Annotated in this window: 24 protein-coding genes and 1 tRNA gene; 15 read left to right on the plus strand and 10 right to left on the minus strand. The window is 59.5% G+C overall.

The genetic code is table 11. The features are described from left to right. The first annotated feature begins 36 nt into the window (after positions 1-36). Genes L8K08_RS14420 through L8K08_RS14430 form a run of 3 tightly spaced genes read left to right on the plus strand, consistent with a single transcriptional unit; the run spans position 37 to position 1,688 of the window. Positions 37-381, plus strand: a complete 345-nt coding sequence (locus tag L8K08_RS14420) for a hypothetical protein (RefSeq protein ID WP_124417598.1) — start codon at positions 37-39, stop codon at positions 379-381. A gap of 2 nt (positions 382-383) precedes the next feature. After that, positions 384-620 (plus strand): DUF4224 domain-containing protein, encoded by a 237-nt coding sequence (locus L8K08_RS14425; RefSeq protein WP_124418880.1) that lies wholly within the window; start codon positions 384-386, stop codon positions 618-620. Between the two features lie 3 nt (positions 621-623). Then, entirely contained in the window at positions 624-1,688 is a 1,065-nt protein-coding gene (locus L8K08_RS14430; protein ID WP_242198083.1) for a tyrosine-type recombinase/integrase, read from the plus strand. A gap of 158 nt (positions 1,689-1,846) precedes the next feature. Here the strand turns inward: L8K08_RS14430 and L8K08_RS14435 are convergent, their stop codons facing one another. The 3 genes from L8K08_RS14435 to L8K08_RS14445 all read right to left on the minus strand — a co-directional run bounded on the left by L8K08_RS14435 (position 1,847) and on the right by L8K08_RS14445 (position 7,078). Then, positions 1,847-3,931 (minus strand): PAS domain-containing protein, encoded by a 2,085-nt coding sequence (locus L8K08_RS14435; protein ID WP_242198085.1) that lies wholly within the window; start codon positions 3,929-3,931, stop codon positions 1,847-1,849. Positions 3,932-4,512: 581 nt separating this feature from the next. Next, positions 4,513-4,586: transfer RNA gene (locus L8K08_RS14440), tRNA-Cys, on the minus strand. Positions 4,587-4,798: 212 nt separating this feature from the next. After that, positions 4,799-7,078, minus strand: a complete 2,280-nt coding sequence (locus L8K08_RS14445) for an acylase (RefSeq protein ID WP_242198088.1) — start codon at positions 7,076-7,078, stop codon at positions 4,799-4,801. 238 nt (positions 7,079-7,316) lie between these two features. Between L8K08_RS14445 and L8K08_RS14450 the strand changes: the two genes are divergently transcribed. Further along, positions 7,317-7,700 carry a fe2+ zn2+ uptake regulation protein gene (locus tag L8K08_RS14450; protein WP_119740169.1) on the plus strand — a complete coding sequence of 128 codons (384 nt, stop codon included), beginning with the start codon at positions 7,317-7,319 and terminating at the stop codon, positions 7,698-7,700. Between the two features lie 9 nt (positions 7,701-7,709). Here L8K08_RS14450 and L8K08_RS14455 read toward each other — a convergent pair whose 3' ends face one another. Continuing rightward, the gene (locus L8K08_RS14455; RefSeq protein WP_053255884.1) at positions 7,710-7,904 is read right to left on the minus strand and encodes a hypothetical protein; all 195 of its coding nucleotides are present in this window, start codon (positions 7,902-7,904) and stop codon (positions 7,710-7,712) included. Between the two features lie 173 nt (positions 7,905-8,077). On the opposite strand from L8K08_RS14455, the gene L8K08_RS14460 reads away from it, so the two are divergent. Then, a complete protein-coding gene (locus L8K08_RS14460) occupies positions 8,078-8,215 on the plus strand; it encodes a hypothetical protein (RefSeq protein WP_164487942.1) in 138 nt (45 codons plus the stop codon). Positions 8,216-8,256: 41 nt separating this feature from the next. Here the strand turns inward: L8K08_RS14460 and L8K08_RS14465 are convergent, their stop codons facing one another. Genes L8K08_RS14465 through L8K08_RS14485 form a run of 5 tightly spaced genes read right to left on the minus strand, consistent with a single transcriptional unit; the run spans position 8,257 to position 12,674 of the window. After that, on the minus strand, positions 8,257-9,018 hold the full coding sequence (locus L8K08_RS14465; protein ID WP_145161009.1) for an ABC transporter permease: 762 nt from the start codon (positions 9,016-9,018) through the stop codon (positions 8,257-8,259). Then, positions 9,015-10,214 carry an ABC transporter substrate-binding protein gene (locus L8K08_RS14470; protein ID WP_145161011.1) on the minus strand — a complete coding sequence of 400 codons (1,200 nt, stop codon included), beginning with the start codon at positions 10,212-10,214 and terminating at the stop codon, positions 9,015-9,017. The genes L8K08_RS14465 and L8K08_RS14470 overlap by 4 nt, the downstream gene beginning before the upstream one ends. Continuing rightward, positions 10,201-11,004 carry an ABC transporter ATP-binding protein gene (locus tag L8K08_RS14475; protein ID WP_242198090.1) on the minus strand — a complete coding sequence of 268 codons (804 nt, stop codon included), beginning with the start codon at positions 11,002-11,004 and terminating at the stop codon, positions 10,201-10,203. Before L8K08_RS14475 ends, L8K08_RS14470 begins: the two co-directional genes overlap by 14 nt. Then, positions 11,001-12,062 carry an acyl-CoA dehydrogenase family protein gene (locus tag L8K08_RS14480; protein ID WP_242198092.1) on the minus strand — a complete coding sequence of 354 codons (1,062 nt, stop codon included), beginning with the start codon at positions 12,060-12,062 and terminating at the stop codon, positions 11,001-11,003. Before L8K08_RS14480 ends, L8K08_RS14475 begins: the two co-directional genes overlap by 4 nt. Positions 12,063-12,113: 51 nt before the next feature. After that, positions 12,114-12,674: a carboxymuconolactone decarboxylase family protein gene (locus tag L8K08_RS14485; protein ID WP_242198095.1), complete on the minus strand. Its 561-nt coding sequence runs from the start codon at positions 12,672-12,674 to the stop codon at positions 12,114-12,116. Between the two features lie 102 nt (positions 12,675-12,776). Here L8K08_RS14485 and L8K08_RS14490 point away from each other — a divergent pair, with 102 nt between their 5' ends. Continuing rightward, positions 12,777-13,682 (plus strand): AraC family transcriptional regulator, encoded by a 906-nt coding sequence (locus L8K08_RS14490; protein ID WP_242198097.1) that lies wholly within the window; start codon positions 12,777-12,779, stop codon positions 13,680-13,682. On the opposite strand, the gene L8K08_RS14495 is transcribed toward L8K08_RS14490, so the two are convergent. Then, positions 13,673-14,587 (minus strand): LysR family transcriptional regulator, encoded by a 915-nt coding sequence (locus tag L8K08_RS14495; protein WP_242198099.1) that lies wholly within the window; start codon positions 14,585-14,587, stop codon positions 13,673-13,675. The genes L8K08_RS14490 and L8K08_RS14495 overlap by 10 nt on opposite strands. A 119-nt stretch (positions 14,588-14,706) precedes the next feature. Between L8K08_RS14495 and L8K08_RS14500 the strand changes: the two genes are divergently transcribed. The 9 genes from L8K08_RS14500 to glgA all read left to right on the plus strand — a co-directional run bounded on the left by L8K08_RS14500 (position 14,707) and on the right by glgA (position 24,780). Then, positions 14,707-15,702 (plus strand): aldo/keto reductase, encoded by a 996-nt coding sequence (locus L8K08_RS14500; RefSeq protein WP_242198100.1) that lies wholly within the window; start codon positions 14,707-14,709, stop codon positions 15,700-15,702. A gap of 145 nt (positions 15,703-15,847) precedes the next feature. Next, complete coding sequence (locus L8K08_RS14505; protein WP_242198102.1) at positions 15,848-17,839, plus strand: methyl-accepting chemotaxis protein; 1,992 nt, start codon at positions 15,848-15,850, stop codon at positions 17,837-17,839. A 90-nt stretch (positions 17,840-17,929) separates the two neighbouring features. Further along, complete coding sequence (locus L8K08_RS14510) at positions 17,930-18,388, plus strand: SRPBCC family protein (protein WP_242198104.1); 459 nt, start codon at positions 17,930-17,932, stop codon at positions 18,386-18,388. A gap of 111 nt (positions 18,389-18,499) precedes the next feature. Beyond that, the gene (locus L8K08_RS14515) at positions 18,500-18,946 is read left to right on the plus strand and encodes a DUF411 domain-containing protein (protein ID WP_242198106.1); all 447 of its coding nucleotides are present in this window, start codon (positions 18,500-18,502) and stop codon (positions 18,944-18,946) included. Between the two features lie 3 nt (positions 18,947-18,949). Beyond that, positions 18,950-19,390: a YqaA family protein gene (locus L8K08_RS14520; protein WP_242198107.1), complete on the plus strand. Its 441-nt coding sequence runs from the start codon at positions 18,950-18,952 to the stop codon at positions 19,388-19,390. Positions 19,391-19,604: 214 nt separating this feature from the next. Further along, positions 19,605-20,618, plus strand: a complete 1,014-nt coding sequence (locus L8K08_RS14525; protein WP_242198109.1) for an alpha/beta hydrolase — start codon at positions 19,605-19,607, stop codon at positions 20,616-20,618. A gap of 102 nt (positions 20,619-20,720) precedes the next feature. Then, complete coding sequence (locus L8K08_RS14530; RefSeq protein WP_145161037.1) at positions 20,721-21,734, plus strand: alpha/beta hydrolase; 1,014 nt, start codon at positions 20,721-20,723, stop codon at positions 21,732-21,734. A 27-nt stretch (positions 21,735-21,761) separates the two neighbouring features. After that, positions 21,762-22,715: a D-2-hydroxyacid dehydrogenase family protein gene (locus tag L8K08_RS14535; RefSeq protein ID WP_242198111.1), complete on the plus strand. Its 954-nt coding sequence runs from the start codon at positions 21,762-21,764 to the stop codon at positions 22,713-22,715. Positions 22,716-23,223: 508 nt separating this feature from the next. Next, positions 23,224-24,780, plus strand: a complete 1,557-nt coding sequence (gene glgA, locus L8K08_RS14540) for a glycogen synthase GlgA (RefSeq protein ID WP_145161041.1) — start codon at positions 23,224-23,226, stop codon at positions 24,778-24,780. Positions 24,781-24,794 lie beyond the last annotated feature (14 nt).

A 24,794-nucleotide genomic window follows, 5' to 3' on the forward strand; every position in this document is an offset into this window, starting at 1 on the left:
ACTGTCCGGCGGCGGGCTCTAATGAGGCAACAGCACATGCAAATCGAAACTTACATTATCGTCGCCGGCCTGCTCGTAGGTTGGATTGCGACCGCGTTTTTCCTTATTAAAGCACGCAAGAAAGCCTTCGCGCGCGGCTTTGATCGTGGCGCCAACCTGGCCCGCGAGCAGAATGCCGCATCGTCAGCCTGCACCCTTGAAGACCACGAACTGATGACGAATGTCACCACGTCACTGCGACTCGCCGTCGAAACTTGGCAAGCGTTCCAAGGCACAGAAATCATGGTCGGCAGGGTGAACAAACAGCGCCTGCAGCTTAGCGCCTTTGCCGCGAAGATGTGGCTGGCGGCCTACCCTGCGCAACTTGATGCGGAGGCATGATGATGGAAGTCCAAAGCGAAACCCTTGCCGATGAAGAACTGGCGACCATCACCGGCTATCAGATCCCCTCCAAGCAGATCCAGTGGTTGACCGAAAACCACTGGGAGTTTGTTCTGACAGGCGCTCGCCGCCCAATAGTTGGCCGGATTTATGCCCGAATGAAACTGTCAGGAGTCAAACCATCCGCTGTTAATACCGTGGCTGAAACATGGTCGCTCGACCTTGCAAAGGTGGGCTGACTGATGCGCCAGAGAAGTAAAGCCAATAGAGATCTGCCACCACGGATGATACGGCGCACCCGCAAGGGTAAGAGTGGAAAGACTTGGACATCGTATTACTACGACGGGAGAACTACCGACGGGAAGCGGAAGGAAATACCACTCGGAACAGACCTCGATCAGGCCAAAGTGGAATGGGCAAGACTGGAGCGCAAGACACCGCCTAAGCCTACCCATCTGATGAGCTATGTATTTGATCGCTACGAAAAGGAAATCATCCCGGGCAAGTCGATACGCACCCAATCCGACAACCGCAAGGAACTCAAGCAGCTAAGAAGAGCATTTGAGGGCGCCCCTATTGAGTCGATCACGCCTCAGGTAGTAGCGCAGTATCGTGACGCTAGGACAGCCAAGGTGAGGGCCAATCGTGAGATCGCCCTGCTCTCCCATGCATTTACCATTGCACGAGAATGGGGGCTGACTGACAAAGCAAACCCTTGCTTTGGCGTTCGCCGCAACAAGGAAAAGCCACGTGACTATTATGCCGGTGAAACCGTATGGAACGCGGTATACGCGGAAGCAGTACAGGAACTCAAGGACGCGATGGATCTGGCCTACCTGACCGGCCAACGTCCCGCTGATGTGCTCAAGGTTGCAGCCACCGACTTGAGCAATGGCTTTTTGCTGATTGGTCAGGGCAAGACCGATAAACGTCTCCGTCTGCGCTTGGAAGATGACGGAATCCAATCCGGCCTGAGTAGCTTTATCGACGACCTGCAAGAACGCAGAGCCGTCAATGGAATCCGCACGTCAACTTTGATAACAAACGCGTCTGGACTTCGAATGAGCCAGCAGATGTTGCGCAACAGGTGGGACGACGCAAGAGAGAAAGCTGCGATAAAAGCCGCCACTGATGGTGATCCCGCGCTGGCTACTAGCATTAGGCAGTTCCAGTTCAAGGATATCAGGCCGAAAGCCGCTAGCGAAATCGAGTTAGCTCATGCTAGCCGTCTGCTGGGCCACTCAACTGAAGAGATAACAAAGAGAGTTTATAGGCGAGTGGGTGAGGTAGTTAAGCCAACAAGATAATTTTTAACTTAGTTAAGATAAATTCAGGCTTGTCTAGAAATCACCCAAAGTAATAAAAAAAATAGTCTGATATCGCACACAATAAACCTATGAACGCGCACGATCCATGTTGATCTGGCTAAAGTAACCGCTTGTTAAAGATGCCCAATAACATGAACTCACTCAACGGGGCGACCTTCGATAAGTGAAAGGATATGCGAAACCATTTTATCGACTTGAAAAGGCTTGGTGAGTACAGACATCCCTAGAGGCAGTTGTTCGCTCCCTATTATCGAGCTCTCAGCATAGCCCGTGATAAACAAAACCTTGAGATCCGAACGAAACACGCGAGCAGCGTCGGCCATCTGACGTCCATTTAGCCCGCCAGGCAAGCCAACATCTGTGATAAGCAGATCGATTCGTAAGTTAGACTGCAGCAGTTTAAGGCCAGCAACGCTGTCTACTGCCTCGATCGAGACGTAGCCAAGATCGTCCAGAATATCTGAAACCAGCATACGAACAGAGGGCTCGTCGTCAACAACTAATACCGTCCCTCCCTTTATCAGCTCCTGGAGATGCAATCCGGGAGACTCGGGTGTATCCGCTTCGACTACTGTTTCGTCATCATAACGGGGAAGGTAAATATGCACCGCTGTGCCATGCCCTTCCTCTGAACTGATACGAACCTGCCCACCTGATTGCTGAGCAAATCCATAAATCATGGACAGCCCAAGACCAGTACCCTCGCCGAGAGGCTTGGTGGTGAAGAAAGGCTCAAAGGCCCGGGATATTACTTCAGGCGACATGCCTACGCCCGTGTCAACCACACGGAGTGAAAGGTAGTCTCCAGTCGAGACCTGGTGTAGATGTGAATCTTGCCCTTCAATGAACTGATTAGCCGTTTCAATGGTTATTCGACCACCACTAGGCATCGCATCACGTGCATTAATACAAAGATTTAAAAGTGCATTTTCTAACTGTGATGGATCCACCAAGGTAACCCAAAGCCCCGGCGCACTGATGACTTCCACTGTGATACTAGGGCCAACTGTTCGCTGGATCAGGTCCTGCATTCCATCAACGAGCCGGCCGATATTTGTTGGTCTAGGGTCGAGTGTCTGGCGACGGGAAAAGGCAAGTAGCCGATGGGTCAAAGCGGCGGCACGCTTTGATGCATCCTGAGCTACTGCTATATAACGCCCTATATCGCTAAAGCGCTCCTGGCGTAGTCGGATCAGCATGATTTCCAACGCCCCCGAAATGCCAGCTAGCAGGTTATTAAAGTCGTGTGCTAAGCCACCAGTCAGCTGTCCAACGGCCTCCATTTTTTGAGATTGGCGCAGTCTCTCTTGTGCTTTGATCAACTCATCAGTGCGCTCCGCGACGCGCTGCTCGAGCGTATCATTCAAAGCCCGCAGCTCTGTTATTGCGCGATCACGTTCCGCTTCGATGGCTCGCCTACCCTCAACGTCTATGAGAACTCCTGGGAAACGAAGGGGTATACCCTCAGGCGAGTGCTCAACGAAACCATTGGCCTCTAGCCAGTAATAACGTCCGTCATTACGCTTCACGCGATACTGATGTGCGTACGCGCCTCCACGCGTTCTGGCGTCGTGAATGGCAGACGCCAAACCTTGCTGATCATCCGGATGAACAGTGGCCACAATTTGAGCAAAAGGGATGCCCATTCGTCCAAGTGCTGGGTCAAGCCCAAATGCGCTAGCGAACGCTTGGTCGACATTGAAAAGGTCCGTTTGCAGGTCCCAGCTCCACGTTCCTATTATTGCACCTGCATCTAATGCAAGCTGCACCCTCTGCACGTTTTCTTTCGTAAGGGCTTCGCTAATGCGAAGACGCTCCTCTGCTGTCCGTCGTTCTGTTACATCGATTACAAATCCTGGGAAACTTATCGGTTCTCCTTGTTCATCGTAATCAACTCGTCCGCTCGCGAGCAGCCAATAATATTTGCCGTCTGAGCGCATCACTCGATATTGATGAGAATAAGCACCACCTAGGACGATGGCCCTTTCAATTGCAGCGTCCAAGCTCGGCCTGTCTTCAGGATGAACGTGTTCAAGAACTCTGCCGATGGGCATTTCAACGTTGACCAGGGCTAGATCAAGTCCAAACGCTTTGGCGAATCCTGCGTCTCCGGTGAAACAGTCTCGCTTTGGGATCCAATTCCAGGTCCCAATAACTCCACCAGCCGTTAAGGCGACACTCAGATGCTCTAGGCCCTGACGAGCGCGCGCGTCACGTTCCATTTGTGCATCGGCCGCAGCTAATCTCGAGCGAAGCGACTCGTTCTCAGATCTCAGATAATCGGTTTCACTAAAGTCACTAGTCATTAGAGTTCACTGCGTCGCCCTGCAGGTGGAGAGATTAAGCCGTCATTGAGATTTATCTTACCGCAGAAGGTTCACACTACTGCGAGTGAAAATAGAGGGCAACCCCCTCATCACTGACCAATACAATACTGTCGTGGCCAAAATTCCATTCTACTGCCGGCTAGCTAGGTAGTACGCATGTTTCCGTGTCAAGAGTAGTCAGGCTGCTGAGTATTAAATGCGGCTGACAGTTGAGCAGTCGCACCTTAAAAGGACATCTTATTACCGTCTAGTAACTCCTCCATTCTTTTGCGAAAAAGCCCATCTCGTTCAATTTTAAGCCATTTATGAAAGCCTAGCCGCAGCATAATTGAACGCTTGAGCCGTACCCTAAACGCCCAAAATTCATCAATGCCGTGCAGGTTGTTGCGGAAGTGATTCGAAAAGATGCGGAAGTGGTAGGTATATCGCAGCAAATAAAAAACCCCGTAGACGTTAATCTACGGGGTTTCTAAGAGTGGAGGCCGAGGTCGGAATCGAACCGGCGTAGGCGGATTTGCAATCCGCTGCATAACCATTTTGCTACTCGGCCTCAAACGACAAATGCCCTGACCGCTGACATTTACCGCATAAAAACTTGAGTGGGCTATAGAACCCTGCCTCTACTCTAACTTATTGAATACATTGAAGTTTTTAATAATTCATTGCGTTCGATGGGCGCCATTATGTACTCATTTGCTTTTACCTGCAACCCCTTGATTTCAAAAATATTTCGTATTGGCATCAAGGGGTTGCGCACCTGCCCTACTCCTTGATGAGCTGTTGCTGATACTGCGGGTCAGCCTGGATCTGGGCGTCGGTGAAGGGCAGCGGGCGTAGTTTTTTCTCGGAGAAAGCGCGGGTCTGATCCTTCAAATACTGGGAGGCTGGGTTGCTGGATTCGGAGAATGCCAGTACGCCCAGGGCCTGCGGGCCTTGGTCGTCGAAGGTGACGATTTGCAAATAGCTGGTGCCGCTGACGACTTCGCGTTTGCCATCGGCACGTGGCACGGTTTGCATGGCGTTGTAGATGCCCAGCTGCTGCGGGCCGCCGTGCATCGGAGTTTGGCCGCTGACCTGGATGTCGCCCCAGCGGGTCGACCCAAGCTGGCTCACCGCTGCCGTCGAGGCCAGCATGGCTTCGCGCAGGGCGTTGGCCACGGGTTCGCGCTCGGTGGCCAGCCCACGCGGAGTGGTCAGGGGCTGCGCCGGATCGAAGGCTACGCGCCAGGCGTCGGGGAGTGCCTGCAGGTGTTCGAACAGATTGATGAAGTGCACCAGGCCGACGCCGCTGTCGAGGTTGGCGTGCTGGTCCCAGTTTTTAAGGCTGGTGCAAAGTGGCTGCAATGTCGCCGCATCCCCGCCTAGGTGTTTGGCGCAGAACGCGAGCAGGTCGGGCATGACTTGGCTGGCGAGGTAGACCTCGTTGTCCATGACCATGTTTTGCAGGTCGGTCACCTTGATCGGTTGTTTGGCCAGAGATTGCAGGCGCTGCAGGGCGAATCGGGCGCGTGGGCCAAGGCCGATATGATCCTGGCTGATCACCGGCGAAAACCCGGTCAATGGCGCCTTGGGGTTGGCCATCCACGCCGAATCATTGGCGTGTTGCACGTAGTCGGTGCGCTCCAGCTGCGGCAGGTCGGCGGCCGCGAAGATGCCGGGTTGGGCGGCACGCGGGTCGATGTCCCAGGCGCAGGCGCTGTGGGATCCGTCGAGCACGATCAGTTGCAGGCCGGCGCGCGGGTCGCTGCATTGCGCAAGTTTGGCCGCGCTGACGTTGGGCACCACTGACAGGTTCATGTACAGGCTCTGGCCCTGGTCATCGGCGGCCAGGGTGTTGACCCACGGGATGCCTTGCAGGGTGTGCACCGAGGTTTGCAGCGCCTTGAGGCTGGTGGCGCGGTTCATGGCGTCCCACTGCTCCAGGACGCGGTCGTTGCCCAGGTTGGCGTCGCGCAGGCTGAAGGCGTAGTGGCTGTCCCAATCCAGCTTGCCGGGCCATTGCACCACCGGGCCGAATTGCGAGCTGTACAGGGTATGCGCCTGCGGCCTCAGGCTGCCATCGGCCTGCTTGACCTGCACGGTGACGGAGCTTTTCTCCAGGGGAATCGATTGACCGTCGAGCAGGTAGCGCGTCGAATCCTTGGGATCAAGCGTCAGGCGGTAGAGGGTGAAATGCTTGGACGTGTCGACCGTGTGGGTCCAGGCCACATGCTGGTTGAAGCCGATGTTGATCAGCGGCAAGCCTGGCAGCGCGGCGCCCATCACATCCAGTTGGCCGGGGATGGTCAGGTGCATCTCATAAAAGCGCATGCCGCCCACCCACGGAAAATGCGGGTTGGCCAACAGCATGCCACGGCCATTGAACGAGCGATCACGGCCTACCGCGACCGCGTTACTGCCGCGGTCGAGGCTGAAACGTTGCTGGTTGGCCGACGCCTGCTCAAAGGCTTTTAAACCGGGTTTCACACTGGCAGTGGCCTGAGGCGGTGTGGCGCCAACCAGGGCTTCGGCGAATTGACCGACACCGCCTTCCACCAGCAGCCTGCGCGTCAGCTTGACCACGTCTTGCGCCACAATCGGTCGAACCCACGCCGCCTGGCATTGTGCCGGCGCGCCCTGCTCTTTCAGGTAGCGGTTGTAGCCCGCGACGTAGCCTTCAATCCGCTGCTGTATCTGTGGCGTCTGAGCGTTCCAAAAAGCGCTCACCGCTTGGGGTGTATTCAGCCAGGTGAAAAACACATCGCTGGCAAGGTTGTTGCGCTCCTCCAGGGTCGCCTGTTCGGGGCCGAAATACTTGGCGCGCTCGCCGCTCACCGTCACCACTTCGTTGGCCAGCAGGCACAGGTTGTCCTGGGCATACGCGTAGCCGATGCCGAAGCCCAGGCCGCGTTCGTCGTTGGCGCGAATGTGCGGCACGCCAAACGTGGTGCGGCGAATGTCCGCCGACGCCTGTGTCACTTGCTCGCGCGCCGACGCGGCAACACTGGCTCCCAGCAACAGCCCCGCCACGCACACCCTGGACAACCGGTTGGAAATAATCACGCAAGCTCCACAGTCAAATTGAACACCCTCACAAGGGGCAGCTACCCCACCGTAAGGACGCAATGAACCGGGAATAATTTAGCCGCCGGACGCGTTTATTTAAGGCGTGCGCGCTGTGACAAAGTCGATACCGACAAAATTTCTACATTCAGCACTTCATGATTTCTGTCGCTCGTTCGTCTTATTAGGTAAGAGCGCCATCATTTTCCTGATCAGGCTCTGATAAGGAGTTTTCTGCATGTACAACTCGCAACTGCCCACGGACGGACATTCACCGGCCGCCGACGCCAATTACGGCAGCGGCGGCGCACACGCGTTCGGCAAAGCGCCCGAACAGCAAGGCAACCAGCGTATTCGCCATTTGCTCAAGTGCTTCGGTTTGCGCACCAGCCTGATTCGGCTGAAGGTCATCGACGCCCTCCTCACCGCTGCCGACAACCAGCGCACCCTCGGGGTGCGCGGCGTGCACAGCCATTTGCTGGAGCTGGGCATTCCGTTGTCGTTTCTCAGCGTGCGTGAGGTGCTCAAGCGCCTGTGCAGCGAGGGCGTGATCACCCTCAATGCCGATAAAAGCTACAGCCTCCATGAAGAGGCTGCCAAAGTGCTCGATGGTCGCGCCTGACTGGCGCGATCAGAAGTTGGGCTTGACCTTGCGGCGCATGATGCCGTTGATCACTACCACAGTCACCGCCACGGCAATGGCGATGTACTGGAACGTTTTTTCGCTGATGACCCCAGTGTTCTGCAGATAGGACAGGCCGAACATCGTCCCCAGCACCACAAGGGAAATCAGAATCGAATATTTCAAACGTTGCTTTTGGGTCATGACGGGGTTCCTGAACCTGATAAATGTATCCACTTTGTATCGCCTAACATGCCAAGCACATACCCAGTGACGGGGATGGATGAGGGTCGGCAGGGTCGTATGTTACAGGCGATGAAAAAGTTTGGCTTGTCCCACGCCTGATTGACCTTGTGAGCACCCTAGAGGATTTTCAAATGTTACGTCGAATCACACTGCTGATTCCATTGCTGATCATGCTGAGCATGAGCGGCTGCTTCTTTTTCCCACACGGCGGCGGTGGCGGCTGGCACGATCATCGCTACGACGGCGGCCCAGGCTACGAACACCGCTGATCGCGCCTGCGCCCCGTTTTCCAGCCCGGAAAACGGGGCGCTCAGCCAGCGTGCACCCAGCGCTGATGCAACCAACGCGCAAACGCATCCAGGGCAAACCCCAGTAGCCCGATCAGCAGCACCATGGCCATCAGTTCTGAATAGGCCAGACGGTCCCGAGTGTCGAGGATGTAGTACCCCAGCCCCGCACTGACCCCAAGCATTTCGCACGGCACCAGCACGATCCACAAGATACCGATGGCCAGGCGCACGCCGGTCAGCACATGCCCCACCACGCCGGGGATGATCACCCGCCGCAAGGTTTCCCAGCGCGTAGCGCTCAAACTCTTACTCAACTGCAGCCAACGCGGGTCGAGTTGACGCACGCCGGCAGCGGTGTTGAGCATGATCGGCCACACAGCCGCGAAGGCCAGCAGGAAATAGATCGGCTGGTCGCCCACGCCCATCAACATCACCACGATAGGCATCCACGACAGCGGTGAAATCATCCGCAGAAACTGGAAGGCCGGCGTGGTGGCCGCCTCCAGGTTGCGCGAACTGCCCACCAGCAGGCCCAGTGGCACGCCTACCCACAACGCGAGAAACAGGCCGACGAAAATACGCTTCAGGCTGACCGCGATGTGCAGGTACAGCTCGCTGCGCCCGAGCAGTTCCCACAAGCTGCTGAAGGTCGCTGCCACTGAAAAGCGCGCCGACAACCCGTCGGCGTCGCCCAATACCTTGACGCCCAGCCACCACAAAAACAGCAAGCCTGCCAAGCCACTCAGCCCCAGCAACCAGCCCGGGATTCTGCCTTTACTCAAGCGCCAATCTCCTCGTGCCGTTCGTAGCCATCCGGCAAACCGAAGGTCTTCATGCCGCCCACCGATTCGATGGCGTTACGCACAAAACGGTCGTCGACCAAGTCTTTGGCAACGAACGCCGGATCGAGGTCGGCGAGGAATTTTTTGTCGCCTTCAATCAGCGTGTCCTTCAAGCGCCGCACCAGTTCCTCGGTGTAGCTGGGGAATGGGTAGGGCTGAAAGTCGATGCGGTGTTCGTCCCAATTGGCATGCTGGATCGCACCGTCGGCCAAATAGGCAGCACGGTCGGCGGCGGCCGGCGCAAGGACTTTGCTCAAGACCGGCTCAGCGTGTGGCGTGTAGCGGTTCGGGCCGTCTTTGGACAGCAGCTTCACCGCCTCTTCACGGTTGTCGCGCGTCCACACCTGGGCCTTTACGATCGCATTCACGACCTTTTGCGACCATTCGGGACGGTTGGTCAGGTCATGTTCATGCATGAACACCACGCAACACGCATGGTTGCGCCACACATCGCCGGTAAAGCGCTGCACCCGGCCGACCTTGAGGTTTTCTGCCAGGGCGTTGAACGGCTCGGCGACGATATAGCCGTCGATGCGTTTGCTGGCCAGGGCCGGCGGCATGTCGGAAGGCGGCAACACGATGAGGTTGACCTCGTTGGCGCCAATCGCGCTGCCGGCAGCACGCGCCACGGGGGTCAGGCCGTTATCACGAAACAACTGCTGCACGACTACGTTGTGGATCGAGTACCAGAACGGAATCGCCACCGACTTACCGCCCAGTTGCTTGACGTCGGTAATGCCCGGCGACACGGTCAGGCCGGAACCGCCGACGTGGTTCCAGGCCACAACCTTGGCAGGCACCTTGCTGCCATAACGCGCCCACACCGTCATCGGCGACAACAGGTGAATCACGTTGACCTGTCCCGAAATGAACGCCTCGATCACCTGGGCCCAACTGCGCAGCAGCACCGGGCGCTCGGCCTTGATGCCTTCAGCTTCGAACAGACCGTTGTTGTGTGCGACCAACAGCGGCGTGGCGTCGGTGATCGGCAAGTAACCGATGCGCACCGGCGCGTCCGGCTCGCTGGCGGCGCGCGCCTGCAAACTGCTCAGCAGCGGCATGGCACCGGCGGCACTGAGCACCGCCGAGAGTTTGAGAAAGTCACGGCGCGAGTGAGTGAGGTCATCCAGACACATGGTTGGGCTCCAGCAGTTCAAGGGGGTTGGGTTGAGGGCGGCTCGCCTGCCGTAAGGTTTTCAGAATGTCGATACGCAGCGTGCCGATGGCCTCGACCTGTTCTTCACGCGGCTGTGGCAGGTCAATCTGCCACTCGCCCAAAGTGCGCGCTGGGCGGTTGCCCAGAAGCAGGATACGGTCGGACAGCAGCAGCGCCTCATCGATGTCGTGGGTGATCAGCACCGCCGCCGAACCTTGCTCGCGGTTGACCTTGAGCAGCAGGTGTTGCATATCGGCGCGGGTGACTTCATCTAACGCGCCGAACGGCTCATCCAGCAGCAACACCTGTGGCTGGCGTGCCAGGCAGCGGGCCAATGCGGTGCGCTGGGCCATGCCGCCGGACAATTGCGCCGGAAACTGTTGGCGGGCGTGTTCCAGCCCCACCGCAGCAATGGCGTGGTCAACGCGACGGCGCCGCTCCTCGGTGCTCAAGTGCGGCTGGCGGGCGAAATCCAGGCCAAATGCGACGTTCTTTTCCAGGCTCAGCCAGGGCAACAGGCTGGGGTCCTGGAATGCCACTGCAACGCGTGGATGCGGGCCATTCAAGGGCTCGCTCAGCACGCGCACGCTACCGCCCTGGGGCGCCTGCAAACCGGCAAGCACACGCAACAGGCTGGATTTGCCGACGCCGCTGGGGCCCAGGATCGATACCACTTCGCCCGGTTGCAGCTGCAAATCAAACCCTTGCAACACCGGGCCGCTGGCATACCCAAGGCAAATGCCCTGGGCCGTCAATACCGCCTGGTTCATAGATTGGCCTGGCGATGCAACTCGGTGCGCAACTGCACCAGGCTTGGCGTCACGATCGGCACAAAGGCCGATTCACGCCAACGCCGTGCAAAACCGCTGCCGTGGGCGGTGAGATAGGCCTTGCCGCCGCTGGCTTGCAGTTCAAGCTGCACGGCACTGGCGGCGGTTTCTGCGAGGGCAATCCGCAGCTTGAACAGCGGCACGGGCTCGGCCGCAAAGCGCCCGGCGAGCAGGCCCTTTTTCAGGTCGTTGACCAAGTGATCCAGGGTTACCCGCAACGCTTCCAACTCATCGCGCAACACCGTGCGACTCGACCCCAGGTGGTTGGCCACCTCCGCCAGCGAACGACGGGCCAGGCCAATGGACATGCCGCATTGCAAGCCCAGAAACGCCGGGCGCACGGCCGGCAGGAACTTGCGCGCATCTTCATGCAACAACCACTCACGGCTCAGCTCGACGCCTTCGAGCCCCAGTGCTGCGGTATTGCTCGACTGCAACCCCATCAGTTCCAGGTCGCGCGAGCGTTGCAAGCCGGCAACCGAATCAGGAATCGCCAGGATAAACGGCGCACCGCCGGCGGCATGCTCGATAGCGGCGGCCGCGACAAAGCCGTTCTTGCGTAAATTGGTCACCCAATGCAGGCGGCCGTTGAGGGTCCAGCCGTCTTCGGTCGGCTCGGCGCTGATTTGCAGGGTCTCGATGCCCGACAAAAACTTCATCGCATTCGACAGGCCGGTCGCCCCGGCCAGCTTGCCGCTGAGCAAGTCCGGCAACAGGTGCTCGCGCAGCCGCTCATTGGGGCTTTGCAGCAAATATTCGATAAAGGAACGCTGGCCCCAGCAGACAAATGCCGCCGCCAGGGAATGGCTGGCGACATTGGCGATGGCGTCAACCGCGCCGGTGACGTCGCCGCCCAGGCCACCCAGCGCTTTGGGCACGCCGATACGCAAGACATTGGACTCTGCCAGCCTTGGCAGCACTTCCTGTGGATCGCTACTGCCCACATCCAGGGCCTGCGCTTGAACATCGAGCCAACGGCTCAAGATTGGGTCAAGCATTCATGTTTCTCCTTGTTACAGCAGGTGGACCATCGCCGATGCATGCGCGCTTCAGCTTGCCGGTTTTTCCCAACGGTATTGCGCCAGCTCCGGGTTCAGCGGCGTGCGGGCAAACACGTTAGCGAAGTTGCACAGGGTTGCCAGGCTCACGCCCAAAATAACTTCCAGGGCCTGGCCTTCGGAATAACCGGCAGCACGGAACGCCTCGAAGCCTGCATCGCTGACGTCACCGCGCGTGGCGATCACTTCGCGCGTGAAGGCGGCGAGTGTCTCATAGCGGGCATTGGGCAGTTCGCCGCGCTGGCGCAGGGCATCAATCACGTCTTCAGGCAGCTTGGCCTTGTTGCGCGCCACGGCAGTGTGGCCGGCAACGCAAAAATCACAACCGTGGGTGGTGGCGGCAATCAGTTGCACCACTTCGCGGTCGGCCAGGCTCAATTCTGCCTTGGCGTTGAGGCCCGAAACCGTGATGTAGGTTTCCAGCGCGGCCGGTGCGTTGGCCAATACGGCGAGCAGATTAGGGATGAACCCCGAGGCCTTCAGGGCATTTTCGAGAAAAGGTTTGGCGGCTTGCGGCGCGGTTTCTGGGGTGAGCAACGGTACACGGGACATGGAGTGGTCTCCTGATGGATTCGTGTATCCAGTCTGTTGGTTATAAAAAATCGCCTCAATAGGCTAAAGTAGCGATTACTTGCTCTTGAGTCTTTCCGTTAGATGAATTCGTCCAGTGCACTTGTCGATTGGTTATTAGACAGCCTCGAACTCAACACCAGTTTGTTCCATGTCGGCCGCTATTGCGGTGACTGGCATGCGAGCACGCATGGGCTGGCGAGGGCGAGCTTTCACCTGATCGTTCAGGGCCAATGCTGGCTGCATATCGATGACGAATCCACCCCCCTGCAACTGAACAATGGCGACGCGGTGTTTCTGTTGCGCGATTTGGCCTATCGCCTGTCGGGCGAGGCCACGGCCGCCGGGGCGCAGGAGTGCCCGCGCCGGCCGATGCTGCCGCTGGACAGCCTGGCCAGCGATGGCGTGGGCCTGGTCTGCGGGTTCTTTCATTTTCATTCGGGCTTGTCGGCGATGATCGTCGACACCCTGCCCGCCTGGATCATCCTGCGTGCCGGCGACCCGTCCCTGATCGCCGCACGCAACCTGTTCGAACTGATCCTGCAAGAGTGCGAGCGCACGCCGGCGCCCTCTTCGGCCTTGCTTGAACGGCTTTGCCACCTGCTGTTTCTGTACGTGCTGCGTCAACAGGTCATCGACAACACCGAATTGGGTGGCCTCGCCGCACTGGGCCGGCAACCGGCGTTCGCCAACCTGCTGGAACAATTGATCGCACACCCCGCTGATGCGTGGACGCTGGAAAGCATGGCCGCCTGCACCGGGCTGTCGCGTTCGGCGTTTTTCAAGCGGTTTAACGAGTTGTGCGGGCAGTCGCCGGGGCAGGTGCTGTTGATGATGCGCATGCGCCACGCCTGCCAGCTGTTCAAGGAAGACCAGACCGTGGCGGATGTGGCGCTGGCCGTGGGTTATCAATCGGTGGCGGCGTTTACCCGAGCGTTTTACAGAGTCACCGGGCAGCAACCCGGCGCCTACCGCAAGGCTCAAGCCTGACGTTGCAACCCGTTGCCCGGTCGCGCGCACAGCTCCACCAGCCAATCGACCAATACCCGCACCCGGGGTGACAGCTGGCGATGCGGCGGGTACAGCGCCGTCAGCGGTAGTTGCGGCGGCTTGATCGCGGCCAATACCTCCACCAGGCTGCCCGCCTGCAGTTGCTGCATGACGTGGTAATAAGGCGTCTGCACCAGGCCATAGCCCGCTTCGCAGGCGGCGAGGTAACCGTCGGCACTGTTGACGGCAACCTGCTTGGGCAGGTCCACCAGGCGCAGCGCCTGCCCTACTTGAAACTCCAGGCCATAGCGCTTGCCACTGCTGCTGGAGAAGTATTCCACCACCTGGTGGCCGGCAAGCTCGTCAAGGTTGGCGGGCACGCCGAAACGCTGCAGGTACGCGGGGCTGGCACAGGTCACCTGATCCATCATTGCCAGCGGACGCGCCACCAGCGAGTCGTCCAGCGCAAGGCCACCGCGCAGCACGCAGTCCACACCTTCGCGAATCAGGTCGACCGGGCGGTCGTTGAGGCCGATTTCCAGGTCGATGTTCGGGTAGCGAGCGGAAAACTCCGGCAGTGCAGGTATGACCAGAAATCGGCCGATGCCCGAGGGCATATCGATGCGTAATGTGCCACGCGGGCTGCTTCGGGTAGCGAACACCGCTTCGGTCTCTTCAAGGTCTGCCAGCAAGCTGACGCAGCGCTGGTAGTACGCGGCGCCATCCAGCGTCGGGCTGACTTGCCGGGTGGTGCGCTGCAGCAACTGCACGCCCAGGTGCGCCTCCAGTTGCTTGATCAGGATAGTCACCGAGGCGCGTGGCAGTTGCAGGCTGTCGGCGGCCTTGGCAAAGCCACCCAGTTCGACGATTCGGGTAAACACGCGCATGGCGTTAAATCGGTCCAAAGCCAGGTTCTCCCGGGGCATTGTTTAGAAAATCCTAATAGTGATAGCGGTTTTAGCCGCTTTATCCCTCAGTTGTCGAGGAGAACAATGGGGGCCTTTCCCCCCAAGGAGCTGCCCCGATGCATACTCGTCAACTCGGCAAAAACGGCCCTCACGTCAGCGCCATCGGCCTGGGCTGCATGGGCATGACTGATTTCTACACCACCGGCACCGATACCCAGGAAGCGATTGCAACCTTGCACCGCGCCCTGGAGTTGGGCGTCACCTTGCTCGACACCGCCGACATGTATGGCCCTCACACCAATGAGGCGCTGATCGGCAAAGCCATCGCCGGCAAACGCGACCAGGTGTTTCTGGCGAGCAAATTCGGCTTTGTGCGTGACCCGGCCAACCCGTCGGCGCGCGGTGTGAATGGCCGCCCCGAGTACATTCGCGAGGCCATTGACGGCACCTTGAAACGTCTGGGCATCGAAACGCTGGACCTCTACTACCAGCACCGCGTTGACCCCGACGTGGCAATCGAAGAAAGCGTCGGCGCGATGGCCGAACTGGTCAAGCAAGGCAAGGTGCGTTACCTGGGCCTGAGTGAAGCCTCGGCGGCTAGCCTGGAGCGTGCGCACAAGGTGCACCCGATCAGCGCCCTGCAAAGTGAATATTCACTGTGGAGCCGCGACCAGGAAGACAACGGTTGCCTGGCGGCCTGCCAGCGCCTGGGCATCGCCTTTGTGCCTTACAGCCCGCTGGGGCGCGGGTTTCTCACCGGCACGCTGAACAGTCCGGAGGACTTCGCCGCCGACGACTACCGCCGCTCCAGCCCGCGCTTTCAAGGTGAGAACTTTGCCAAAAACCTGCTGCTGGTAAAGCAAGTGAAAGGGTTGGCTGCGCAAAAGGGCGTTACAGCCGGGCAATTGGCGCTGGCCTGGGTGCTGGCGCAGGGTGATTACCTGATCCCGATTCCCGGCACCAAGCAGCGCAAATACCTGGAAGAAAACGTGGCGGCCCTGGATATCAACTTGAGCCCTGCCGAATTGGCGGCGCTGACGTCAATCTTCCCGGCGGGCGCTACTGCGGGTTTGCGCTACACCGAGGCATCAATGGGCCTGGTGAATAAATAGCCCATGTGGTCAGGGTGCACCGGCTTACGGTGCGCCCTGACTTTTCTTGCACGATGGTACCTCAAGCTCCTCCTTGCCAAGCCGATAGCCCGATGAAGCTCTAACACAGCCGCGTCAATAATAAACGCTTCGTAAGGACGACCTCATGCCCCCACTGCGCTCCATCCAAACCCGCTACACCCTGTTTCTGGTGCTGTTCGTCCTGGTGTTATCTGTGTTGACGGTTGTGGGGATCGGCCAGTTGGTCGCGCCCCAGCTGCGGCACACTGAAGAACAGGTGGTGCTCAACCGCATCGCGGAAGTAGCCGAACAGATTCAGGGCGAACTGAACAAGGTTCAGGCCCAGCAACGCAGCATCACCCAGACTATCCCCCTGCTCGACAGCGATGCCATCGACAAAGTCCTGCCCGGCCTGGTGGACCAGTACGGCGAGCTGAAAGTCTTCGGTGGCGGCATCTGGCCATTGCCGAATCAGCGCACGCCGGGGCGCAACAAGCACAGCACGTTCTGGCACCGCGATGCGTCGGGCAAGCTGGCGGTCAATACCTTCTGGAACAGCGACGCGGCGCCCAATTACTACGATCAGAGCTGGTACAAAGGCGGTCTCGCCTCACCGCGTGGCCAGTGCGCCTGGGCGGCGGCTTACAAAGACGACGCCAGCCAGGAGCCACGCACCAACTGCGCCATGGCCATCCAGCGCGACGGTGCCGCCTACGGTGTTGCCACCATTGACGTGACCCTGGGTTTCTTCAATGACCTGGTCGCCAGCAAAGAGAAAGACATCGGCGGGCAGATGCTGATCGTCGAAGGCGACGGCAAGATCATCAGCAACAGCACGCGCCTCAGCGGCCCGGTGGTGTTGAAAAATATCAGCGAATTGGCCGGCACCTCGGCGTTTGCCGCTCAGGTCAGCAAGGCCCTCGCCCACCGCGACCAGGCCCAGCGCGCCGAATTCGACAACCAGGGCGTGGCCAGCACCTTCTACATGCGCCCGATCGAGGGCACGCCCTGGTTCCTCGCCACCGCCCTGCCGACTTCGCTGATCACCGCACAGCGTGATGATGTGCTCGGCAGCCTGGCCCTGTTGCAAATTCCCATGGTGTTGCTGCTGGTGCTGCTGGCGTTCTATGCCATCCGCCAACTGGTGCAGCGCATGAAGTCGCTGAGCATCAATATCGACGCGCTGTCTGCCGGCGATGCCGACCTGACGCGCCGCATCACCATCCGTGCCGAAGATGAAATGGGCGCCATTGGCCACTCGGTGAACCACTTCATCATCTACCTGCAAAACATGATCGGCGAAGTGACCCAGGCCACGGGCGCCATGTCGACGGGGCTTGAGCAATTGCAGCAGACCTCGGCGCACACCAACCGGATTCTGGTGCGGCATGCGTCGGAGACCGATCAAACGGTCACGGCCATCACCGAAATGAGCTCCACCGCCGACACCGTGGCGCAGAACGCCGCTGAAACCGCCTCCTTCACCCAGCGCGCCAACGAACACGCGGACCGCTCACGGGTGGTGGTCGGAGAAGCCTCCACCAGCGTCAGCGCGTTGATCGGCGAAGTGGCCAGCGCCACCCACACCGTGGAAAACATGCGCCAGGACGCTGCTCGCATCACCGAAACCCTCGGGGTGATCGGCGCAATTGCCGGCCAGACCAACCTTCTGGCGTTGAACGCTGCGATTGAAGCGGCGCGGGCCGGTGAGCAAGGCCGTGGTTTTGCGGTGGTGGCCGACGAAGTTCGGGCGCTGGCGGCACGCACCCAGGCCAGCACCTCGCAGATCAACGAAATGCTCGCACGCCTGACCACCGGGGTCAGTTCGTCGGTGACCGCCATGGAAAACACCCAGGCCAGTTGTCAGTCGGCCGCGGATGCTACCGCGCGGGTCAACACGGGCCTGGACGAGATGGCTGGCTCAGTCAGCCATATCAACAACCTCAGCACTCAGATCGCCACCGCCGCCGAGCAGCAAAGCGCGGTGACCGAGGAGATCAACCGCAGCATGGTGCAGATCCGACATATGGTCGAAGAACTGGTGGAAAGTGGCCACGCCACTGAAACCAATACACAGAGCCTGCTGGATGCCAATGGCCGAGTGATTGCGTTGATGAGTCGCTTCAAGGTGCGCTGATAAATGCATGAAACACTCCCGTGCAAAACACGGGAGTGGGACTATCCTGACAGCTCCTAGTGCAAAGTCTCGCCACACAGGAGGTGTGTCATGCACGCTGTCGAGCATTCGAGCCGCTTGGAGCGGATCATTCAGGAACGGTTTATCCAAGCCCCCATTGACGTCGTTTACGACTACGTGACCCAGCCTGACCGCTGGCACGAGTGGCACCCCACTTCCCTCAGCGCCGACACCGGCACCACCGGCTCACTCCCGGCCGGCACCCGCTTTACCGAAGTCATCGACCTGCTGGGTGTGCGTGTGCCCATGAGCTATCGCGTGCAAATCGCCCGCCATCCGACTGAATTCAAGACTGTGTTCACTTCCCTGGCCGTGGACGGCGCCATTCACTATTTTTTGCAGTCCCATCACGGTGGCACGCTGTTCAAGCGCATATTGACCTACGAAACCGAGCTGCAACTGGCCACCTTGCATGAGCGCATGGTCGAGCTGTCCGACGTTGCCCTGGACCAGCTCAAGCATCGGCTGGAAAACGCGCCCTCCGTATAATTTGGAAACATTACTGGCACCTCCTCCGACCTGTAGACGCTGGCTTGCCTGCGATGACGTCGTCATGATCGCCCCCATTCCCGACGACGTCCTCTTGCTCACGAGACCCGCATGAAAAACCCATTGCGACTGGCCCTGCTTTCAGCCTTGCTCACCTCCAGCCTGGCCCAGGCTGCCGAGCTGATCCCTATCGACGTGCACCGCGACGCCAACTGCGGCTGCTGCAAAAAGTGGATCAGTCACCTGCAAAGCAACGGGTTCAAGGTCAACGACCTTGTCGAAGCCGACATGAGTGCCGTCAAGCAGCGCTTGGGCGTGGCACCGCGCCTGGGCTCGTGCCACACCGCCGTGATCGACGGCAAGTTCGTCGAGGGCCATGTGCCTGCCGAACAGGTGCTGGCCTTGCGCAAACGCGACGACTTGCTCGGCATCGCGGCGCCGGGCATGCCCATGGGGTCACCGGGCATGGAGATGGACGGCAAAAGCGACGCCTATCAGGTCATCGGCCTGACCCGCGAAGGCAAAGACGTGGTGGTGGCCGACTACCCGACCCATTGAGTCATGCTCACCGGTTACCTGGGCCTCTTCTTCGCCGCCTTCGGTGCCGCCACGCTGTTGCCGATGCAATCGGAAGCGGCGCTGGTGGGCCTGTTGATCAGCGGCCATTACAGCCTGTGGTGGCTGCTCGCGCTCGCCACCGTTGGCAACGTACTGGGCTCGGTGGTGAATTGGTGGCTGGGGCGCTCGGTCGAGCGTTTCAAGACGCGGCGCTGGTTTCCGGTCAGCCCGCGGCACCTGGAAAAGGCGCGCGCGCACTACCAACGCTGGGGGCATTGGCCGTTGTTGCTCAGTTGGGTGCCGATTATCGGCGACCCGCTGACCCTGGTGGCTGGCGTCATGCGTGAACCGTTCTGGCGCTTTCTGCTGCTGGTCAGCGTGGCCAAGGGCGCGCGATACGCGGTGCTAGCGCTCGTGACGCTGAGCCAGCTCACGCACCGGTAACGCGAGACCATTGGTCGACACTGTCAAATCTGACAGCTAGACGCTAGCCCGGTCGGCCCTTAATTTCCTACGTATACGCACGGTTATGCGGACATTCCCCGTAAGAATCTTCTGTTTATCCGCGCCGTTGAGCTGTGCCCATCGGCCGGTCCAAGGGGTTAATCCTCGATTAATCGCTTGCCGACAGCATCCGATTTTCACTGCGGAGCCCACCATGCACGCCAAGCGTATGTTCTATCTCACCGGCCTGTTACTCACCGCGACCCTGACCGGCTGCGCCACCGGCAAACACGACACCTACGGTCCCGAACTGCAGGGGTTCAAATACCCCTACCCGCTGGCACGGTTCAAATTCGTGTCCCAAGGCCAAACCGTGCAAATGGGCTACATGGACGTCGCCCCCAAAGGCACGCCCAATGGCCGCAGCATTGTGCTGATGCACGGCAAGAACTTCTGCGCCGCCACCTGGGAAGGCTCGATCAAACCGCTCAGCGAAGCCGGTTACCGAGTGGTGGTGCCGGACCAGATCGGTTTTTGTACCTCCAGCAAGCCTGATCACTACCAATACAGCTTTCAGCAACTGGCGATCAACACCCATCAATTGCTGCAAAAGCTCGGCATTCAAAAAGCCACGGTCCTGGGCCATTCCGCCGGCGGCATGCTCGCCACCCGCTACGCCTTGCTCTACCCACAGCAAACCGAGCAACTGGTGATGGTCAACCCCATCGGGCTGGAGGACTGGAAAGCCCTCGGCGTGCCCTACCGTACCGTCGACCAGTGGGCTCAATCAGAGAGCCGGCTGACCTACCAAAGCGTGCGCGCCTATCAACAGCGCCATTACTACGCGGGGCGCTGGGAACCGGCCTTCGACCGTTGGGTGGACATGCTGGTCGGCCTCACCAATGGCTCCGGCCACACAGAGGTCGTGCGCAATTCCGCGGCGCTGTACGACATGCTCTTCACCCAGCCGGTGTACTACGAGTTCAAAAACCTGCAGGTGCCGACGCTGCTGCTGATTGGCACCGAGGACACCACGGCCCTCAACAGTGACCTGGCGTCGCCACAAGTGCAGGCGAAAATCGGCAACTACAAGGTGCTGGGCAAGCAAGTCGCCCAGTTGATCCCTCGTGCCACGCTGGTGGAATTCGACGGCCTGGGCCACTCGCCGCAAGTGGAAGACCCTGAACGGTTCAACGCAGCGCTACTGCAGGGTTTGAGCGCGCCTTGAAGCGATCACCGCTGGGGCGCTGGTTGGTCACGCAGCGCTCCGTTAATCCTCGCTTAATCCCCTCGCCACAGCATCCGAGACACTGTTTTCGGAGCCTGCCCCATGACGTTGATCCGCTCACTGTGCGCTGCCAGCCTGTTGCTGAGCACTGCAGTCCCCGCCTTTGCCGCCACTGAAGGCCCCGCCTATGGGCCCGAGTTGCAAGGCTTCAAGTACCCCTATCCCGTTGAGCATTTCAACTTTCAGTCCCAGGGCAAAAGCCTGCAGATGGGTTATATGGACGTGCCCGCCCAAGGCAAGGCCAACGGGCGCAGCGTGGTACTGATGCATGGCAAGAATTTTTGCGGCGCCACCTGGGATGAATCGATTAAAGCCTTGAGCGGCGCTGGCTACCGGGTGATCGCGCCCGACCAGATCGGCTTCTGCACGTCCAGCAAGCCCGACCACTACCAATACAGTTTCCAGCAACTGGCGCTCAACACCCACCAACTGCTGGAAAAACTCGGCATTCAAAAGGCCACCATCGTCGGCCACTCCACCGGCGGCATGCTTGCCACCCGCTATGCGCTGCTGTACCCGGCGCAAACCGAGCAGCTGGCGCTGGTCAACCCGATCGGCCTGGAAGACTGGAAAGCGCTGGGCGTGCCCTATCGCAGCGTTGACCAATGGTATGAACGCGAGCTGAAACTGAGCGCCGACGGCATTCGCCAGTATGAACTCAACACTTACTACGTCGGGCGCTGGAAGCCCGAGTACGACCGTTGGGTCGACATGCTCGCCGGTTTGAACAAAGGCCCGGGGCACACCCAGGTGGCATGGAACTCGGCGTTGATTTACGACATGATCTTCACCCAGCCGGTGTACTACGAGTTCAAGGATTTGCAGATGCCCACGCTGCTGCTGATCGGCACGTCCGATACCACCGCCATCGGCAGCGATATCGCGCCGCCAGCGGTCAAGGCCAGGCTCGGCCATTACGACGTGCTCGGCAAGCAAGTGGCCAAGTTGATCCCCCGCGCAACCCTGGTGGAATTCCCGGGCCTTGGGCACGCGCCGCAGATGGAAGAGCCGGTGAAGTTTAATCAGACGCTGTTGCAGGGGTTGAACGCCCTTTAATCCAACCTTTTTTCGAGGCACTCGTGAATGTCGGTACAGATCGCAGTCATTGATGATTGGCAGGATGTAGCCAGTGGCGTGGTGGATTGGTCGGTGCTGCAGTCGGTGGGCCAGGTGCATTTCCTGCACGACTACCCGGCGGACACCGCGTTGATGATTGAGCGCTTGAAGGGGTTTGAAGTGATTTGCGTGATGCGCGAACGCTCGACCTTCGACAAGGCGCTGTTGCAGGGCCTGCCCAAATTGAAATTGCTGGTGACCGGCGGCATGCGCAACGCGGCCATCGACATCGCGGCGGCCAAGGCCTTGGGAATCCAGGTGTGTGGCACCGACAGCTATAAGCAGGCGGCGCCGGAATTGACCTGGGCACTGATCATGGCCTCGACCCGCAACCTGCTGGTCGAGGCCAATGCGTTGCGCGACGGCGGCTGGCAGGTTGGCCTGGGCGGTGATCTGTACGGCAAGACCCTGGGGATCCTGGGGCTGGGCAGCATTGGTCAGAAGGTCGCGCAATTTGCCCAGGTGTTCGGCATGCGTGTGATCGCCTGGAGTGAAAACCTCACACCAGAACGTGCGGCCGAGTCGGGAGTGACCTGGGTCAGCAAGCGCGAGCTGTTTGAACAGGCCGACATCCTGACGGTGCACCTGGTACTCAGTGATCGCAGCCGTGGCCTGGTGGATGCCCAGGCGCTGGGCTGGATGAAGCCAACCGCACGGTTGGTGAATACGGCACGCGGGCCGATCGTAGACGAACAGGCGCTGGTGCAGGCCTTGTCCACCGGACGCTTGGCCGGGGCCGCGTTGGACGTGTATAGCCAAGAGCCACTGCCTGCGCAACATCCGTTCCGGCGCTTGCCTAATGTATTGGCCACGCCGCATGTGGGTTACGTGAGCGAGCAGAATTACCGGCAGTTCTACCAGCAGATGATCGAGGATATCCAGGCCTGGGCCGGCGACACGCCCATTCGCGTGCTCGGGTAGCGCACCAATCAGGGGCGTACGCACTGCTCTGGCGAGGTGCGTGCACCCACGGGGGCGCGCGAAGCGACCCTGCGCTTGACTGCAGGACCCCGGGCAGTGTGCGGCTCAACGCGAGCACGTCTTGAGGCCACGCATTCCCCGACAACCCCGACGATCAGCGCAAGCATTCAACCTTGCATATCGTTAAAAGTTTTTTGTCCTACAAAATTCCCGCATAAACCATACAGGCTCTGGGATCTGGCCTAGACTCATGACCGATGGGTCCGTTCCAAAACAAAAACCCCGCAAAAAATCGAAACTTTCCAACTCTGCCATAGGTCCAGTTTTTAAGGGAGGCGAGTGCACGCGGTTCACGCCAAATGCCCGTCCATCCACTCTTTTTTAGCAATGAGTGCAACTGGCATACGCCTTGCCAGTTTGTACAGTGCTTGTGCGCCTGGCCGCAGGATGCGGTCTTCGGAGCCGATGGCAGCGGGCCATTAGCCAACCAGATATGTCGGAGAGAACTATGATCAGTGCTGCAGTAGAAACTCAGGGAGAGCGTTTTAGTCAGCCGGTAGGGGGGCCAACATCGTTGACCGACCTGCCCAACACTGTGCGGCCGATCGTGAGTCAGAACCCTAATAGAAAGAAAGTCCTGTTTGTCACCTCCGAATTCGCCGACCTGGTGAAAACCGGCGGCCTGGGCGACGTGTCCGCCGCCCTGCCCCGCGCCATGGCGCATCTGCACGACGTGCGTGTGCTGATTCCGGGTTATCCGCAAGTGATGGAAAGCGACAACCCGATCCATATCATCGGCGAACTGGGTGGCCACGCAGCGCTGCCGCCGTGCAAGATCGGGCGCATGGATCTTAAGGATGGCCTGGTCATCTATGTGCTGATCTGCCCCGAGCTGTATGAGCGCGAAGGCACGCCGTACGGCGCCAACAACGGCCGTGACTGGCCGGACAACCACATCCGCTTCGCACGCCTGGGCCTGGCCGCCGCCGACATGGCTGCCAACCTCGCACAGATCCACTGGTGCCCGGACCTGGTGCACGCCCACGACTGGCCCGCTGGCCTGGCTCCGGCTTATATGCACTGGCGTGGTTCGCGTACGCCAACGCTGTTCACCATTCATAACCTCGCCTACCAAGGCGTGGTCAGCCTGGCCTCCACCCCTGAGCTGGGGATCCCGCCGCATGCCCTGCAACAGGAAGGCATGGAGTTCTACGGCAAGATGTCGTTCCTCAAGGCTGGCATGGCGTATTCCAGCCATATCACCACCGTGAGCGCCACGTACGCCCAGGAAATCACCACGCCGGAATTCGGTTGCGGCCTCGATGGCTTCCTGGCGAGCAAGACTCAACAGGGCTTGCTCAGTGGCATCCCCAACGGTATCGATGAAAGCTGGGAAACCTCCACCGACACGCACCTGACCCACAACTTCAACATTGGTGACTGGGAAGGCAAAGCCATCAACGCCGCCCACGTGCGTGAGTTGTTCGGCCTGCACGACTCCACCGGCCCGCTGTTTGCCGTGGTGTCGCGCCTGGTTTACCAAAAAGGCCTGGACCTCACCGAGGCGGTCAGCAGCTTTATCGTCGAGAACGGTGGCCAGATTGCCATCATCGGCCGAGGTGAGCCTGAAGAAGAGCACGCCATGCGTGAGCTGGCCCTGCGCTTCCCGGGCCAGGTGGGCGTGCGCATCGGCTTCAACGAAACCGACGCCCGCCGCATGTTCGCCGGCAGTGACTTCCTGTTGATGCCATCGCGCTATGAGCCCTGCGGCCTGAGCCAGATGTACGCCCAGCGCTTCGGCTCGCTGCCGGTGGCACGCAATACCGGCGGCCTGGCCGACACCATTGAAAATGGCGTCACCGGGTTCCTGTTCAATGAATCCACGGTAGACAGCTACAAGGAAGCGCTGAGCCGCGCCTTCAGGGTATTTGCCAATACCGGCCTGCTCAATGCGATGCGCAGTCGCGCCATGACACAACCGTTCAACTGGTCCCAGGCAGTGGAACCCTACGCCGAACTGTATGAACAGCTTGTGGCTAAAGCACTGGGGAAATCGAACAAATAATCAAGGGAGGGCTT

It is taken from the genome of Pseudomonas sp. TREG-RG-20F-10-E-6-01 (genome assembly GCF_022662455.1).
GTDB lineage: Bacteria > Pseudomonadota > Gammaproteobacteria > Pseudomonadales > Pseudomonadaceae > Aquipseudomonas.